The following is a 17,768-nucleotide window of genomic DNA, read 5'->3' as shown; positions in this document are numbered from 1 at the left end:
GTTGTTTTTATTAACCTGTTATTTAGAAGGATTTCCCCTATACTCCAATTTAACTCCTTCCACGAAAGGGCCGATCGTAATATTTGCCTGCTCCAGACAGCTAACTATTTCATCATTAAACTGAAGATTTCTTATCTGAACATTGTTGACCGATTGGGTACTACTCAAACCTGTCATCTGCGACTTTGCACTACAATTTCCTAACACCTTTATGTTTTCTAATAATACTGAATCAATACCTCCAGTGTTATCTTTAATGTATACTTCATTATTAAGATGGTTTTTAGATACTAAAATACTAAGTAATGTTGGAGAATAATTGTCGTCAATGTTTGGATTATATTTGTCATCTTTGAGCTCCTGTAATTTAGGCTTCATCCATTCATCCAACTCTATGTTAATATTAGAAAAAGTAATATTACTTATACTTGCATTGTCCATTCTATTAACGGCAATAGCATTGTGGGTACTTTTTATAATATCGCAATTTTCAAACTTTACATCTTTAATATATGGGGCTTTAGTTTCACTTGTAATCCCTATAGATCTCCCCCAGTCGCACCATATTACACAATTTCTAAATTGGACATTTTCTACAGGCATCGAGCTCCATGCTTTTACTCCTTTTACTTCTAATGCATCGTCAAATGAACGAACAAAACAATTTTTTACGGAAATATTTTGTGAGTTACTTACATTTAAACCATCTGTATTATACCTCCACAATCCAATCAACTTTACATTTGAAATAGTGGCATTTTGGCAGCCGAACAAATTAAGACACCATCTATTTGGATCACGCATGATAATTCCTTTTATAGAAATATTACGACACCCAAATAAGGTCATACACCCGGGACCAATATAAGGAAGATTAGAACGCGGAATTCGACTACCATCTAGAATCCCCTTTCCATAGACTAATATATTGCTAGCATTTACCGCAGTAATATATCCATAAACTACAGCACCTCCGGCAATACAAACGGTATCGTTACTCTGTAGCTGCAACCTTCCGATATCGTGGACTCCAGGTCCAAAATAATACATATTAGGAGATGTAGGAGTTGGCTGTCCTTTACTTTTACGATTAGGGAAAAGATGTAATGCATTATGGCAACCATTTATTTCAACTACTACAGGAATAATACTATCCAAGGCAAAAGATATTTTATTATTATTTATTCGAATTTCAATTCCTAATGACTGTGGGCGGATAATTGCAGCTTTTACCTTCTCTTTAGATATTATCTCAACCTCCACATTCCCCTCCATATCCCAATATGCAAATCCTGCTGGCTCTGTTTGATCAAGCGATCGTTGATACCCTTTCCACCATTGATTAATAGGATACTTAGAGACACGACACTTATAGACATCAACATGTTTTCTATCAACAAACAACTCGTAAGTGTCCACCTTTGCTTCACTTTGTGGAGCAGAGTAGATAATCACATTCTCACAACCAGCTAATATCAAGATTAAAACAATAAAGAGGTAAAAGCTTTTAACGTAAAAAAACATGTCGAAACTATTTGCTTGATTTATTTCCATTTCAATTATTTATTAAGTGAGCTGCTTGAGCGTTCTAGTGAACTCAATTTATTTCTCTATTTCCGATATATCTATAACTCATTTTACCTCCTGTTCATGCACTTAGGAACTCTAATCATTTCTTAAAGTTTAACAAATGGAATAATTTCAAGAAGCAAGAATATACAAAACATTGGTTTTATCATTTCTATTCAGATCTTTTATTGTTCATACTAAGATTATTAATACACACAACATATTCTATGTAAGCAGGCGAAAAAAGCGACAACTTGTCTCAGAAAAATAGATTTCATGATTACTACTATTTGACTCATGTACGATAGTTTCACCTAGTAATTCTCGTAACCCGTAATTTTTCGGAAGCTTGATTCGTCTTTTCCCCGATTTTGATGTAGAGATAGATAGGTAACTTTGATTTGCATATATTACATCGCCTAAGTCACTATATATATGCACCCCAGATTCTTTGGCAAAATGCATAATTGCCTGCCATGGTAATGGAGGAACCGACGCAAAAACTGTTAGATAACTTTTCTCTTTCTTCGAGGCAAGAACAATTAGCCCGTCTTCCGTTCTCCCGTGTATTTGATTCATGCCGCCTTTTACATACAGGAAAGGTGAAACTTTGGCTCCTTCATAATTCAACTTTTTCTTATTAATATCAACAAATACTTTTGTTCCCTGTCGTTTCTCTAAAAGATCAACATCCATGTTAATATTTGACGAAACATTGGACACAGCTAATTCTTCACCAATTAATCCAGGTGCATACAACCATATCAAAGTCCGACTGTTATTCATACACTTCTGTCGAATTATCTGCATTTTTTGGGAGGACAAAAAAATTGAATTTAAAAAAATAAATAGTTTATACTTTGATACATCAATATCGTTCAGATCGTCTGCCAGATACACATCGTAAGGAGCACCAATTCTCCCAATTTGATTCATTTGTGCGCCGATCCAAGTAGAGACCCGTCCAGAAGTAGATGCATAATACAGAAAAGACTCCTCTTCTACAATTACACAAACTTCTGAAACAGAATTGCGAGGCAAATGTATACTCTCTTCTCCAATTTTTTGCATCTTATTAAAAAGTTCCAATATTTCTTTATTGTCGTACCATCCTCCCCAGAGATCAAACCACCAATGCGTAGACCCAGAGCAGATGACTCGAGAAAAAACTGCTTTTAAAAGATTAATCGTCTTTTCCATTGTTTTAGGTCCTTTCCAGCCTTCCGAATCATATAGATGGAAAGGGTCAATTTCAGGTTGAATTTCTGATATCCATTTACTCATGCAAGTTCTCGTATCAGCTTCATAATAAAAAAGTTTATTGGCTTTATGGATGGAATCAGTTTCAGAAAGAAAATGCATGTCGTGTTCACCTATTATAGTATTTCTTCCAGCTCCGTTTGTATTTGATAAAAAATCTATATTTGGCGATTTAAGTAAATAGGCTAAGGCAGAATGATCTCTCCAACCAACTAGGGTATAGCCGTAAAAAACTCCTGTCAACAGCTTCCCATTACTCTCTTCTTTTACTGCTTTACATAAAAAATCCAGACTGTCAACAATTTCCTCACAACTAAAAAGATTATATTCAGCAACCAGTCTCGATTCAGAAGGATTTATGAAATCACCTATTTTTGATTTTTTACGTTCTTCTGGTGTAGGAATGCAAATCTCATGAATATTTTTTCCGAAAGCTTTTAATATCTGATGTTCATTGTTATCATACTGCCTCAATATCCAGTTTTTGAATTCGTTTTGTGCAGCAATCCCATAATCACTTTCTCCCATAAACCTATGATGAACTCCTTCCTCTGTCTCTCCCGCTGTAATATGAAGACCAATTATTTTTTCAGAATATAAAGAATTACGAAAATGAATAACTATTTTCTTTATCACATTAGCTGTTTCATTCCTCCAGGCTATTGAAGAAAAAGACTGACGCTGAGGAAATCCGCTATAAGAACGGTTCGTTTCCCGAGGATGAAAACTGTCCCACCATTCAGGGCTGTCACAATATATTCTTGGAAAAATAAAAGAATTAGGAGCAACATCAAGTATTTCTCTTACATATTTATCAAGAAGAGCAAAATCAATGCTACCAGGTGCATCCCAAATTCCTTTTCTTGCTAATCTTACTTTACCTTGTCTACCGGATGAAACAAAACGACCTCCCAATGTTATACTCAAACTAAAAAAGCGTACGCCAGATTGCCCCACATCTTTGTACATGAACTGTCTAGGATAATAAGATAAATATGCCATAGGGAAATATGCTTTCCCATTAACAAAAACAGTTGGTTTCCCATTGTATTGTTTTATCTCGGAATTTGGGAACCCTTTATTGGTTTCCTGAGATTCTGTATCAGTAGTTTTTTGTTGAGAGGAAACCACATGCTCTCCATCAACAACAAGTGGAGAGATAAAAACTACTCCTCCCGCATTGCCAAAATGCTTAATGAATTTTCGTCGCAACATATTATCAATTTAAATTTACTATCAAGTCAATATAAATTCTAACAAAACACCTAAATCTTCATGAATTTAGTCATAAGAACTTTTCCCAAAGCATCCACGCCAGGTTTCAAAAAAATTGTAGGTTAATATTAAAGTATCCTGGTCCAATAAATAGAAACATAATCGAAAGTATTCGTTTTGCACAACTGATCTACTTCCAAAAACTCATCGTTTCAGTTTCTCCGAAAAATTGCTATAGGAATGTACTCTTACCACATACTTCAATGGCCCAAAGAAATGCTGAATTGCTAAAACTATTCACAAACAAACCCTTACACTAAAACGTTTTCAAAGCAACAAACAATATTTTCTTTTTACCCGAAACAATAGACTTTGTGACATACAAAAAAACAAGAAGCCAGAATAGCATTCTGACTTCTATTAATATTAATAGTATCCTTCATTTTGTTCCTCTTGGATAGTACCAACATTGGTAAGTCTGTCAATATGATTTTGCGGAATAGGTCGCAATTTATGATAAGGTCGTACCGCATTAGAGCATTCCTTATTGTATTTAACGACTCTATCGAAAAATGTTTCGGTTCTAACCAAATCAAACCAACGTTCATTATCCCCACATAATTCTCTTGCTCGTTCTTCAAGAATAAAATCACGAAGCTTATCAAGGCTATTGATCTGATCTTCTGAAATTTCCATATCAGTTACAGCACTGCTTGTTAGCTCACTTGGCTCTCCCCCATCTAAAACGTACTGAAAGGGTTTTGCTTCTCCCTCTTTATAAGCAGCTCTCCTTCTTACAACATTTATATAGTCTACAGCCTTGCTATAATTTCCTTGCCTCCCATATGCTTCCGCTGCTATTAAATATGTTTCACTTAACCACATTAATTTGAAATCCAAAGTACCATATTTGTCAGTTGCTGCGGTTCTAAAAGGATCCAGATGATATTGATAACAAGGAAAAACACGATTCGTAAATTTATTCCTCGGCCTCCATGTATATGACTTTGATTCAATTTCAGAGTCTTTTGCATTTACATTCATAGAAAAAAGCAGAGCAGTATCTCCTATCCCAAATTTGGACTGTCCCACCAAATCAACACTTGGTGCATTATTCGACGTCCATTTCGGTATCGTAGATTCTAAATTGCAAAAATAAATTGTTTTAAAAGATTTATAGAATCTGCTATCGTATTTAAGTTCGAAAAGATCATATAGATAGTCGGTAGGGCGTAAACGCACCCACGCTTCACCGTAATCCAGGCTTAATCCAAGCCCCCCCACTGTCATATACTGCATCGTATAAAATAAATGCATTCTGTTGCCAAGGCCATCATAAAGCTTATTAGACGTGTATTGTACAGAAAACAAGTTTTCTTTGTTGTCTTCGTTATCTACCCGCCTAGCATCGTTGAAATCATCCAACAATTCCCCCTTATACTCAATCACTTTATCTGCGTAGTAAGCAGCGCTATCCATATCCGTAGATTTTTGTCCGCGTTCTTCGGATACAGCACTACCTCTTGTCAGATAAACTTTTGCCAAAAGGTGCTGTGCCGCTGATCGTGTTGGGCGAGCCTTTTGATCCTGCGTTTCAGGAAGGTATTTGGCAGCAAATCGCAAATCCGAAATGATTGCCCCATAAATATCGGAAACTTCTGCCCTTGACATCTCAGTCATAACACCAATATTTTCTTCTATTAGTAACGGTATCTTACCGAACATTTGCACCAACATAAAATAATAATAGCCCCGTAAAAATTTTACTTCTCCCATTCGCTGGTTCTTTCCACTTTCTGTACTTAATACATCCATGACATCTTCAATTTTGGGGATTCTGCTTATAGCAATATTACACCTGCTAATTCCTTGATAAAAAGCGCCCCATATTGAATAGAAATTTCCATTAGATGGATTAAGCGATGAGGTATACATATGAAATTCATTTCCGTCTGAAACATTAGTATATTCCCATATATCAGTTCCATGGTTACTCAATTTTAATCCTTCCTGTGTACCTCCCCAAGCCCTCAATGGAACATAAGCTGACTTAACTAAGTCTTCAATACCACTTTCGCTATCATAGTAGGAAAAACCAATACCTGAGACATATTCCTCCTTTAAAAATTTTTCACATGAAGAAGTTATAAGTAGGACTAAAACAGATAATATTGTTATTCTTAATACTTGTTTTTTCATAATTCAATTATTTATTAAAATGACGTTGAAACACCAAACATAAACGCTTTTGTACTAGGATAAATGGTGCCTGAAGCCCCTTCAGGATCAATACCAGTAAATTTTGTATACATGAGAGGATTTTGCGCAGTAATATAGATTCTAAAATTACTCATATTAATTTTGGAAATTACATTGACAGGAAGTGTATAACCAAGTGTTACCGTTTTCAACTTAATAAACGATCCATCTTCATACAACTTCGCACTATAGTTCAATGGTGTTGCTCTACCGTCAACTGGTTTAGGATATGAATTACTAGGATTATCAGGAGTCCAATAATCAACATCTAAAAAATTGTAACGCCCTTCATATTGCGCATTAATTGTGTTGATTACCATTTGTCCTTGCCGTGTATAAGCATAAAATGAAAAATCAAACCCTCCATATTCTATTCTACTATTTAAGCTCCCCGTCCATTTAGGGACTGCTGTCCCCAATATAATTCGGTCTTCTGCATTAATTGTCTCATTATCATCTCTATCATATATTCTAATCTCTCCAGGCGCATAATTACTTCCATTCTCATTATATTTTGCCATTAGTGCTTTATCTGCATCCGTATCTTGCCAAATCCCATCAAATTTGTAGTCATAAAAAGTATTTATTGGATGTCCTATAAACCACTTATTTCCAATATCGTCCTCTTTTCCACTATACAGTTCAACTATTTCTTCTTTATTAGCAAAAAACACTATTTCTGTACTCCATTTAAATCCACTAGGCGAATTTAATATGATGCCGGCTAATGAAATTTCGAGTCCGGAATTTCTCGTTGAACCAATGTTTTCCATAACACTCGAAAAGCCGGAAGCAATCGGCAACGCCCTAGACAACAATAGATCATTTGTGTTTTGTCTATATATGTCTACAGATCCAGAAAATCTACTACTAAATACGCTAAAGTCCAGTCCTAAATTATATTGAGAAGTTTTTTCCCACCCCAATTTTGTGTTGCTTAAAGCATTTGGGGCATATCCCAAAAAACCATTGTCCCCGCTGGCATAAACAACTCGTGATAAAGACCCAAGTGTTGCATAAGGGCTAATAGCAGTATTCCCTGTCACCCCGTATCCAAGCCTTAATTTTAAGTTATCAAACAAATTTATACTTTTCATAAAAGGCTCTTCGTTGATTCGCCAAGATATTGCGGTAGAAGGGAAGAATGTATATTTATGACCTTCAGCTAATCGAGAAGAACCATCATATCTTCCTGTTAATGTAATCAAGTACTTTTCTTTGAAATTATAATTTATTCTCCCCATAAATGAAGACAATCTCCATTGACTATAATTCGAGCCTAATCCTGTTATAGATGTTGCGGTACCTAAATTAAACCATTTTTGATATTCATATGGCAGACCGATGACAGCACCATTCATACTCTCAAATTTAAATTCTTCAATACTTTGCAAGACAGTTATCCCTATCTTATGAATGTTCTTAAATGTCTTATCAAAATAAATCAAATTATCTAAAGTGAAATGAAACTGATTAAAAGTTGACTGCGAAGCTCTAGGGTCTGCCCCCATCAAAGAACCCTTTGAACTATTGAAATACCCACTTCGTCCTGTCTTGTAATCTGGCCCAAAATTTATTCTATATTTTAAGCTTTCCAGTATCCTAAATTCTGCAAAATAGCTTCCATAAAATCGTTTAGCCTTATGTTCTGCTACATCATGTTGTGCCATACGTAAAGCATTAGGCATAATTTCCCCCCCAGGAGTCAGTTGCAGAACTCCTTTTTCATCATAGAAAGGATTTAGCGGATTCGTAATTGATGCGACAGAAAATGGAGCGCCATTTGGTTCCTTTTTTAAGTTAAAGGAACTCGCAATAGAACCACCAAACTTAAACCAACTTTTCACATTCTGATCGATTGTTAAACGTAATGAATATTTAGAGTATCCATATCCTCTAACCACACCTTCATTTTCGAAATACCCAGCAGAAAAGGATGTTTTCGTTTTACTATTGCCCCCAAGAATACTTACTTGATGATCTTGAATTTTTCCCAGTCGTGTAATAGCGTCGATCCAGTCATATGATTTAACTTTACTCGGGTTATAGGTACCATTCTCGTCATAACCTGCAGACACCGACTCAATAACATATTTATCAGGATAATAAAACATATTCTCATCAAGTTCTAAAACAGGACTATCTGAATCGTATCTCCCCGCATTACGCCGAGACTCTCTTCTAAATTCTGCAATTTCAGCCCCTGTCATCATATTCAACTTATTATCTATTTCTATACCATAATATCCATCGTAACTTACTTTTGCCACTCCCTCCTTTCCTCTTCTTGTTGTTACTAGAACAACTCCGTTTGCTCCTCTTGAACCATAAATCGCAGTAGCAGAAGCGTCTTTCAAAATATCTATGGATACAATATCTGATGAATTAATATCTCTTAGATCTCCTTCAAAAGCAATTCCATCAACCACATACAATGGGCTATTTGATGCATTTATTGAACGATTACCCCTTATCCTGATAGAAGGTGCATCTCCAGGTTTATGTCCAGTAGAATAAATATCTACCCCGGGAATTTTTCCTTGAATGGATTGAACTGCATTCATTGAAGGATTTGATAAAATATCTTCCCTCCCGACTGAAGCGATAGCCCCTGTCACATCCATTTTTCTCATAGAACCATAACCTACAGCAACCACTTCTTCTATCCCTATCGCTTCTTCTTCCATTACCACATCAATATTTGTTTTTCCGGCAGCCACAACTTCCTGAGTTTTCATCCCTACAAATGAAAACTGCAGCGTTGCATCATCAGGAACACTGTTGATGGAATAATTTCCGTCTGAATCGGTTATTGTGCCTGTGGTTGTCCCTTTAACAACAACAGTTGTTCCCGGAATAGGTTCCCCCTCCGTGTTCTTAACACTTCCGGAAACCGTTACATTTTGGGCATTAGCAGTCAGACAAAAGCTGCCTGCCAATGTTAAAATAATGACGACCATCAGTTGATACATTGACCGTCTTAAATCATTTAGCTTAGATTCTTTTTTCATACATTTTTTAGTTTTAAGATTTAACTATATTTGCATTTAAAACCACACCACATCAAACCTAACAAAATTATAGTGTGGTGTAGTGTGGTGCAAAGATAAGAAGTTTTTTAGATAGCTAGAAGGCAATTAAATAATATTGTGTTATTTACAATCATTCCAAATAATTCAATGGAATTTAAAATAATATTATATGGAAATAAAAATTAACCTGAACTCACAAATTCCTGTCTACAAGCAGATTATTGACGTTATTCAAGAATTGATCAATACAAATCAATACAAAAAAGGAGATTTTTTACCTTCGATGAATGCGTTGGCCGATGATCTTCATATTTCAAAAGAGACAGTAAAAAAAGCGTATTCCATCCTCAGAAAAAAAGGATTTATTGAATCAACCCAGGGGAAAGGCTTTTATGTGACGAACAATGGTGAAAACAAAATAAAAATATTGCTCCTTTTTGATAAAATCAGCACTTACAAACAGATATTATATAGCTCGTTCCTTTCTACTGCTGGCGATACTGCAGAGATAACCATCCGCCTGCACAACCAGGATTTCGAGTTATTTCGGGATTTCATCGAAGAGAATCTGGACAATTTCGATTACTATATTGTTACCCCCCATTTCCCCTTAAACCCGGAAATTCAAAAAAAGGTAATTAAAATCCTGAAAAAAATTCCTAACCGGAAACTAATTTTACTGGACAGATATATTGACAAACTCTCCGGAAATTTTGGAGCCATTTACCAGGATTTTGAGAAAGATATATACGAAGGGCTTTCGCAGGGAATTGATGATTTAAAAAAATTCAAAAAGCTCAATATTATTTCCATGCCGGGAAGTATGTATGCCCCTTTGATTGAACAGGGAATTAAAAAATTCAGTACCGATAACAATATCCCGTTTAAAATTCACAAAAAGATTGACATCAAAAAAATACATACACAAGAGGTGTACCTGATATTAAACAGCCAGCTGGATATTGAACTGATAGAACTTGCAAGAGCTGCTAGACTGAAAGGATGTGTCATAGGTAAAGATATCGGAATTATTTCCTATAATGAATCCCCTGTCAACGAAATTGTTTTGAACGGTCTAACCGTCCTCTCAACCGATTTTAAAAAGATGGGGGAACTGGCGGCCGAAATGATCAAAACAAAATCATTCAAAAAAATAAGGTGTGATTTTCATCTTATCCGCCGAACTACTTTTTAAATCTGTCCAACAGTTAAACGTCAAACAATTCAAAACCTTCATTCCTTGGATTTATTATCTGACAGCTTCCTCCCTGATGAAACTACTGAAATATTGTGCACATATTGTCGTTAAAGGACAAACTAGATAGAACTTGTAACAAGTGTTTCGAATGAGTCAGTTTTCCAATACGCCGAAAGCCCAGCTGGTGCAACATTAGCCAGTAGTAATACATTTTTTTTGGTTGAGCAATATCTCTTGTCTGTTATCTCCCTTGAAACCTTGTCTGAACAGGTTATGATTGGCATGGAGTCCAATAAGCTTTGGTCAAACAGGCAATCATCAGGCTGAAAATTTGAAAGCAGGGTTTCAACAAGCCCGGTAAAAGCTCCTCCCAGCCTGTTCAACCTGTTACTGAACGCTTGGTAACTCCCTAACTCTGGGAACCATGACATTAGGTATTCTGATGCAAAACCGTGGATATGCTTTACTGCCTATGCCCTTCATGGCGCATGGAAAAATAAACATATGGTAATAATTTCTCGATCTGTAAATTCTTATTAACTTTGTGGGCAATAATTCGTTCTTTTTAACAGATGTGAACTAAACGGTGAACCACATTTTTGACAACGTTGTAAATCATTGATATAAAGGCATATTAGGGATTGAAATGTAATCTTCTCACCCCGACAGAAAAAATAGCAAAAAACAAGAAAACCTGTAGATTAATTGATTTACAGGTTTTTTATTACGTAGATCTTATGTAATCTTATTTATCCGTCATACACCAAAAGGATAATCTGTTTTTTTAAACGAAATAAAGGTTTTTGGGAAACTTATGCATTCCCGGATAGTCTAATCCCCTCTCTTGCTATAATTATTTTGTTAATACTTTATCTACAGTCAGGTTTTCAATAAAGTCAGCATGAGAGCGCCCCTTGTTTGCACTTTTCTTCCATGGATTCCAGACCTTGCTGACCAGATCCAGGTCCCCATCGCCATCTACATCACCTGAAATGATATCATGGCCTCCAAGTCCAATGTCAAACAATACCTGTTCCTCCCAGCCATTGCCAACATTTGAAAAAACATACCAGCGCGGTGGATGTAGCGTTGTATCTTTGGGCATCATATCTTCCTGGTCAACAGTTATAACATCAAGGAATCCGTCATTATTAAAATCAGCAACGCCGAGCGAATGCAAAGAACACCTTTTTCCCTCTGCCTTTAACGGGAACAAATTAAGTTCCCACTCTGTTCCATCACCATTCACATTTTCAATAATGCCAATTTTAGCATGAATGTCATCACATTCGCTAAAAATAATATCATTGTCTCCATCACCATCTGAATCGATAACAACACTGCGGGTTGATTTCCCGTAAGGTAAATCGCCACCAAAAAGCTCCGGGAATTCCATGGGATGTTTCACCCAGTTTTTCCCCTTGTTCTGGTTCTCAAACCATGCAACAGCATTAAAAATATCAAGGTCACCATCGCCATCCAGATCTCCAATCCCTCCCGGAGAAAAACCACCGTGTATGGTTGGTTTATACTTTGTATGGTCCGGATCAATCACTGTTCGTTTCCAAAGTTCACTAGGTAGTGGGTTTGTGCTATACCAAAAGAAACCGGCATCTTCACTTTCTGCTACAACATCATTTTTCCCATCTCCGTTAATATCTGCCACCACCATATCATGGATGGTTAACGGCTTTTCCGGCTTCTCTCCCTGGATAAAGTCCGGGTCATAGAAATACATTGAAAAATTATGTTTCCCTTCATTCTTGTACCAGACACCGGCACTGATTAAATCAATCATCCCGTCATCATCCACATCCATTGAAGCGGTGGCTAAACTGGTAAATGGAACGCGACCAATAGTTATTGTATCCCATGATGTACCATTATTTATAAATAAAAAAAGACCACGATGTTTTGAACCAACCGTCATATCAAGATCACCGTCATTATCATAGTCAGCGAGAGACTGGACACCATTCACCCAACCGGTAGGAAGATTATTGTTTATATAATGATGCCGAAAGGAAAATTCGGGCTGAACATTCTTCTGGCTGCATGAAACCAGAAACGTCAGAACGACTAATCCAAAAACTAAATATTTCAATTCAATTACTTTTTTCATCTTTCCAAATTTTAAATACCTCATCAACAATATTAGCAGCTAAAAAAAGGAGTAAAACAAATCGCCACAATACTTGATCCAATGTCTAACAAAGTGCGATTGTGCAATAATGCTACTTTTCCATTTCCATACAACCTTACATGGCTGCATACAATTGTGCCATAAGTCCCATTCCCATCTGCGCAATCACCCGGTAGTCACTCTCCTGAACTTCAATCCCACCCCGGTTGTCCTGTGCTACAGATTTCAAAAATCCATCGGGAGTAATATATTGCTGAAGCGCATTCCAGCAATTATTTGCGTATTGTCGATACTCCTCAGGAAGATGTCCATTCCTTATGCCTATCAAAATAGCGGCGGCAATGCCTGCCGATCCGGAAGTATCAGGCAGGCTATCTGGCTTGTGCATAAAACATCCCCACAGTCCATTGCTACGCTGCATGGAAAGGGCAAGTTTTATTCCTTCCTGAAACTTTTGAATTACTTCCTTATCTTCCATTGCTCCATTTAATTCACTCATTGTGCGTGCAAAACCCAGTAAATTCCAGGCAGCGCCACGTGCCCAGTTCGGAAAAGTATATTTACCTGAAGTATTATGATACCGGAGATATAAAATATTGTCGGTATATAGCGCAAAACGATGCTTTAATTGCTCCAAGGCATCCTTCATTAACTTTTTATCGTTCCAGGCTTTACCAATAACGGCCATTGGGTAAGCTACCGTATAACAACCTTCTGCTGAAATCGTTGAACCATCAACAATCATTCCATTGGACTTCTTTAGCTTTGTCCATCCTTCCACAACTGTTTTGAGGATTGGATGCCCTGCATCCAGCCGCGCCACTGTGGCAAAGGGGATGGTCGATTCAATCCCGTCCACCTCATTTAACTTTGGCTTGCTTGCCCCTGTCTCATAATGAAGGTTGCCCCCTTCAAAAAAGAGGTTCAGATGTTGTTTGATGGTTTCCAATGCTTTATTATGACCTTTTTGTGCATACAATTGCCACAAGCCATCAAGTACTGTGCCTTCGCGCCAGCCAAAAGCCTGCACTGTGTTAAGTGATTCCATGCACTGGAAAAAATCTTCCTCTGTGCCAGATTCTTCATCTGACACAAGAATATAGGGAAGAAATGCCCTGTTATCAGCATCCCGGGCTTTTTCGCTGAATACCCAAAGCGGCGAGGGACTATCCAGCGTAATTTTCAATCCATAACGGTTAATGTGTTCAATGTGTTTTGCATCAATTTTCAGTTCATAAGGGACAAGAACAGAAGAGAAACGAATGTCCATTGTCCCTAAACAGATTCCCACTTCAGGAATACTTACCTTCAAAAGATTGATGTCCCAAATTTCCATCGCAACAGACAGTCGCAACCAAAAATGTTTTCCGGCTAACTTTTTCTCCGGTTTCAAGATAACAGATGCTCCGGGGGCAATACCAACAGCAGGCCATCCAAATGGAACTCTCTTCCCTTCCGGGGGCATTATCCTGTCTGAGGAAATAACTTTGGTAATCACTCGCTTAAAACTGCCATCTCCCTTAGATTCAATCAGTGGATATCCATGTAACGGGGTCATCAGCATACCGGCACTGCATAACGAAAACCATTTAACAAAAGTCCTTCTTTCCATTTTTTATATTTATTATCATTCTATTTTATAATGAGGACCAACAACTTGCCATTCCTCTTTCTTCTCAAACAGACAAGTTATCCATTTCTACGGCCTCGAAATCTTCAATAATTATTGATCCAATTTTTAATACACTTCTATATTTGAAATAGCCAGACAAGCTTTCGAATCTTTAATGTTCACCCTTAGCCTCTCAGTTTCAACAGGCTCAAACCTTACAATTCGCTTGTATCCAATGGTAGTAGCGTTTGCAACCTCTTCCCATTGCCCGTTCGCAAACACTTCAATACTAAATGACTTTACTCGTTGCCCTAATCTAATATATTCTTGGACTAGCACATACTGAATCAGTTGTGGCCCATTGAAATCCAATTCGATTGAACCGGATGTAATTTTATCATCAGTAGCCCAATAGGTTTCCTTATTCCCATCAGCAAGATTTATTGCCGCAAATTGATTTGACTTTCCACGATACGAATCCACCTCCACCTTTGCCACAGACACAAGGTTTTTTGAGAATGTTTCATCAATCTTTTTCTTCCAGAGGAGCAAAGACCGAACATCTGGTTCAGGAATAAGTCCTCTTTTATCAGGTGCAACATTTAGTAATAAATTAGCCCCCCGCCCAACTGAAGACAAAAAAATATCGAATAGCTCGTCAGCCGTTTTCACCTGCTTATTTTCCTTTTCATGATAAAACCATCCTGGGCGAATTGAAACATCCACTTCTGCCGGAATCCAAGCAGTACCGTTTTCTTCTCCAACATTTAAAAGCTGTGCCCGTTGTTTGAATTCTTTTCCTATAACCTTGAGGCTATCAGGAGAAATCATATTCCAATTTGTTTCGCCAACAAATCCTTTTTCATTGCCACACCAACGAACATCACTTTCAGCCCGGGCATCTCCGAAAATAATTGTTTTTGGGTTGAACCCTCTCACCACTGAAAAAGTTGACGACCAATCATAATAATCCTGGTCATTAATCTTTCTCGTTTCATATGCTCCTCCATAGAATCCATCTCCTCCATTAGCACCGTCAAACCAAACTTCGAAGAAAGGTCCGTATTGAGATAACAGTTCATATAATTGTTTTCGATAATAATTGATATATGCAGGGGTACCATAATCTTTATGGTTACGGTCCCAAGGTGAAAGATATACACCAAACTCCAAATTATTCATTATACATGCATCTCTTAAATCTCGTACCACATCCCCATTCCCCTCTTTCCAACTTATATTCTTTACAGAATGGTTAGTATATTTACTAGGCCAAAGGCAAAAGCCATCATGGTGCTTAGCGGTAAGAATGACTCCCTTAAAACCAGCTTGTTTCAGCACCTCTGCCCATTGATAAGGATTGTATTCAGTTGGATTGAATATGTTCGGATCCTCATCTCCATATCCCCATTCTTTATCGGTAAAAGTATTTACTGTAAAGTGAACAAAAGCACACAATTCTTTTTCCTGCCATTCTAATTGATGTACTGAAGGTAAAGGATAAACTGGCGAAGGAGGGAGTATATTAATCTTGCTACATGCAGAAGAGAATAAAAACAGTAGAAGAATGAAGTTCCTCATGACCTGTATATCTTAATAATTAGTTATTACAAAACACATAATCATCAAATCATTAGAAATTTACCTACAGAGACCTTGTTCAGGAAGAAAGATAGAACAGGCTATTTTGAGGTACATTTGCTACTATGATTACAAAATATTTTTGCGAACCAAAATCAAGACCGGGATAAACATCAATTTCATTTGAAGTTCAACACACGGTCTTGATATAATCTATAATCTACCATCCTGGATTTTGTTCCAGATTTGGATTTATTAACACTTCTTTAGTTGGTATAGGTCTAAGGTAGTGTTTTTCCGGATCAAAATATCTTCCCGATGCTTTTTCAGATATCATAAATCCATTTTCATCTGTATTACTTTGCCAGGCTTCATCTGCATAAAGATTCTTCACACCGTCATCAAGAAACGCCTGTTGCCAATCTGGCACCTTAATATTAATTCCTTTAATTGTCTGTGGCATCTCAGTTTCTGCTATTTTCCATCGTCTTAGATCATCATATCTAAAACCTTCCAATGCCAATTCAATTGTTCGTTCTCTCCTAATTTCCTCTCTCATATCAAGTCCATTGTCCATAATAAACTGGTTTGTTAAAGGAGGCATATCAACCCTGTTTCGAACTATATTTATAGATTTATCGAGATCAGCATCAGAAATTGCTCCATTTTTTTCAAACACTGCCTCTGCATAAATTAAGAGTACCTCAGCATATCTTATCACATGAAGGTCGTAATCATTACTATTATCTCTCGGCCTGTCATATTTCAATTCTGACATGTATTTATAGCAAATGTAACCGGTATTACCAACTCTTTGCGGGAAAAAGGGATAGTTTATTACGGGGTCAGTGTAAAGTGGTCGATTCGTTTTCGTTCCCGGAATAATCATGGTCATTGACATTCTTGGATCACGATTCTCATACTCAGAAGTCATGGTCCCATATCCATTAAACAATTCAGATTTCGTTATGGGTAATCCATCTTTGCACAGATACATATCGGCCAACTTTTTTGTAGGAGGATAACACGACTGATCAAGCACATAAGGAAATTGATGAGCAAAGACATCAACTTGATAACGACGATCTAAAATTGCTTCTTCTGATTCATCCCCCTCTTCAATAAAAAGATAACGATAACTTTCATTCCCTTTGCCGGAATAAAGTTCATATTGAGAGCTATTGATAACACTTTGAGACGCACTAATTGCAATATCGAGGTACTCATTTGCACCTGATTCATTGTGATATTTATTCCATGTTCCCTCAAATAAAGAAATTCTGGCTCGTAATGAATTGGCAGCTCCTTTAGTAATTCTGCCAATATCGGTAGCGGACAATGAACTTTGTTCCGGAAGAAATTCAATCGCCTCTTTTAAATCTTTTAAAATATAATCAACGGTTTCTTTTCTCCCGGCTCTTTCGGTATATAATTCTTCACTGTCTGTATCAAGAACCTTGGTAATTATAGGGACTCCTCCATACAACCTAAAAAGATTCCAATAGTTAAAAGCCCTGAAAAACTTAGCTTCAGCAACAAATCGCTGTATTTCTGCATCATCTGAAAACAAATCTGCCTTTTCTATAATGTTATTACAACGACGAATATAAACATAAGGTGTACTCCACAGGCCACTGGTTTCTGTGGTCTGATAAGTTCCATTACTAATTGGATTCGAGTAAGTAAATGCTATATCTGATTCCAAATCTGCCCTATCGAAAACGGGTAATGACAAATATAAATTATTTGTCCCTAGTTTAAAATCTGAAGCTGTTTTCCAAAAAGTAGCATCAGAAATTGTATCTAATGGTGCTAAATCCAAGTTTTGCGAACACCCAGTAAAAAGTATGAATGCTATAAGACTTCTATAAATCATTTTGTATTTCATATTTTTATTTT

At 36.8% G+C, this 17,768-nt stretch carries 9 protein-coding genes; 1 reads left to right on the top strand and 8 read right to left on the bottom strand.

The genetic code is table 11. From position 1 onward, the window contains the following. Positions 1 to 18: 18 nt before the first annotated feature. The 4 genes from D1164_RS01250 to D1164_RS01235 form a co-directional block, all read right to left on the bottom strand. Entirely contained in the window at positions 19 to 1,554 is a 1,536-nt protein-coding gene (locus D1164_RS01250) for a glycosyl hydrolase family 28 protein (RefSeq protein WP_119348112.1), read from the bottom strand. Positions 1,555 to 1,794: 240 nt separating this feature from the next. After that, a complete protein-coding gene (locus tag D1164_RS01245; RefSeq protein ID WP_119348111.1) occupies positions 1,795 to 4,044 on the bottom strand; it encodes a beta-galactosidase in 2,250 nt (749 codons plus the stop codon). A gap of 426 nt (positions 4,045 to 4,470) precedes the next feature. Continuing rightward, on the bottom strand, positions 4,471 to 6,243 hold the full coding sequence (locus D1164_RS01240; protein WP_119348110.1) for a RagB/SusD family nutrient uptake outer membrane protein: 1,773 nt from the start codon (positions 6,241 to 6,243) through the stop codon (positions 4,471 to 4,473). A gap of 14 nt (positions 6,244 to 6,257) precedes the next feature. Continuing rightward, the gene (locus D1164_RS01235; RefSeq protein ID WP_119348109.1) at positions 6,258 to 9,314 is read right to left on the bottom strand and encodes a SusC/RagA family TonB-linked outer membrane protein; all 3,057 of its coding nucleotides are present in this window, start codon (positions 9,312 to 9,314) and stop codon (positions 6,258 to 6,260) included. A 190-nt stretch (positions 9,315 to 9,504) separates the two neighbouring features. Here D1164_RS01235 and D1164_RS01230 point away from each other — a divergent pair, with 190 nt between their 5' ends. After that, entirely contained in the window at positions 9,505 to 10,530 is a 1,026-nt protein-coding gene (locus D1164_RS01230) for a GntR family transcriptional regulator (protein ID WP_119348108.1), read from the top strand. Between the two features lie 856 nt (positions 10,531 to 11,386). Here the strand turns inward: D1164_RS01230 and D1164_RS01220 are convergent. The 4 genes from D1164_RS01220 to D1164_RS01205 all read right to left on the bottom strand — a co-directional run bounded on the left by D1164_RS01220 (position 11,387) and on the right by D1164_RS01205 (position 17,757). Next, positions 11,387 to 12,655, bottom strand: a complete 1,269-nt coding sequence (locus D1164_RS01220) for an FG-GAP repeat domain-containing protein (RefSeq protein WP_172594289.1) — start codon at positions 12,653 to 12,655, stop codon at positions 11,387 to 11,389. A gap of 136 nt (positions 12,656 to 12,791) precedes the next feature. After that, a complete protein-coding gene (locus tag D1164_RS01215) occupies positions 12,792 to 14,288 on the bottom strand; it encodes a glycoside hydrolase family 88 protein (RefSeq protein WP_119348105.1) in 1,497 nt (498 codons plus the stop codon). A 126-nt stretch (positions 14,289 to 14,414) separates the two neighbouring features. Further along, positions 14,415 to 15,869 (bottom strand): alpha-L-fucosidase, encoded by a 1,455-nt coding sequence (locus D1164_RS01210; protein ID WP_119348104.1) that lies wholly within the window; start codon positions 15,867 to 15,869, stop codon positions 14,415 to 14,417. 220 nt (positions 15,870 to 16,089) lie between these two features. Continuing rightward, on the bottom strand, positions 16,090 to 17,757 hold the full coding sequence (locus D1164_RS01205; RefSeq protein ID WP_119348103.1) for a RagB/SusD family nutrient uptake outer membrane protein: 1,668 nt from the start codon (positions 17,755 to 17,757) through the stop codon (positions 16,090 to 16,092). Positions 17,758 to 17,768: the final 11 nt, after the last annotated feature.

The organism is Mariniphaga sediminis, from assembly GCF_003573545.1.
Lineage (GTDB): Bacteria > Bacteroidota > Bacteroidia > Bacteroidales > Prolixibacteraceae > Mariniphaga > Mariniphaga sediminis.
Note: the sequence above shows the minus strand (reverse complement) of the source record. Positions and strands in the feature narration are given on the sequence as shown.

Bases quoted from the DNA above. Each gene is read 5' to 3' on its own strand.
- D1164_RS01250 (WP_119348112.1), bottom strand. From the start codon at position 1,554: ATGGAAATAAATCAAGCAAATAGTTTCGACATGTTTTTTTACGTTAAA.
- D1164_RS01245 (WP_119348111.1), bottom strand. From the start codon at position 4,044: ATGTTGCGACGAAAATTCATTAAGCATTTTGGCAATGCGGGAGGAGTA.
- D1164_RS01240 (WP_119348110.1), bottom strand. From the start codon at position 6,243: ATGAAAAAACAAGTATTAAGAATAACAATATTATCTGTTTTAGTCCTA.
- D1164_RS01235 (WP_119348109.1), bottom strand. From the start codon at position 9,314: ATGAAAAAAGAATCTAAGCTAAATGATTTAAGACGGTCAATGTATCAA.
- D1164_RS01230 (WP_119348108.1), top strand. From the start codon at position 9,505: ATGGAAATAAAAATTAACCTGAACTCACAAATTCCTGTCTACAAGCAG.
- D1164_RS01220 (WP_172594289.1), bottom strand. From the start codon at position 12,655: ATGAAAAAAGTAATTGAATTGAAATATTTAGTTTTTGGATTAGTCGTT.
- D1164_RS01215 (WP_119348105.1), bottom strand. From the start codon at position 14,288: ATGGAAAGAAGGACTTTTGTTAAATGGTTTTCGTTATGCAGTGCCGGT.
- D1164_RS01210 (WP_119348104.1), bottom strand. From the start codon at position 15,869: ATGAGGAACTTCATTCTTCTACTGTTTTTATTCTCTTCTGCATGTAGC.
- D1164_RS01205 (WP_119348103.1), bottom strand. From the start codon at position 17,757: ATGAAATACAAAATGATTTATAGAAGTCTTATAGCATTCATACTTTTT.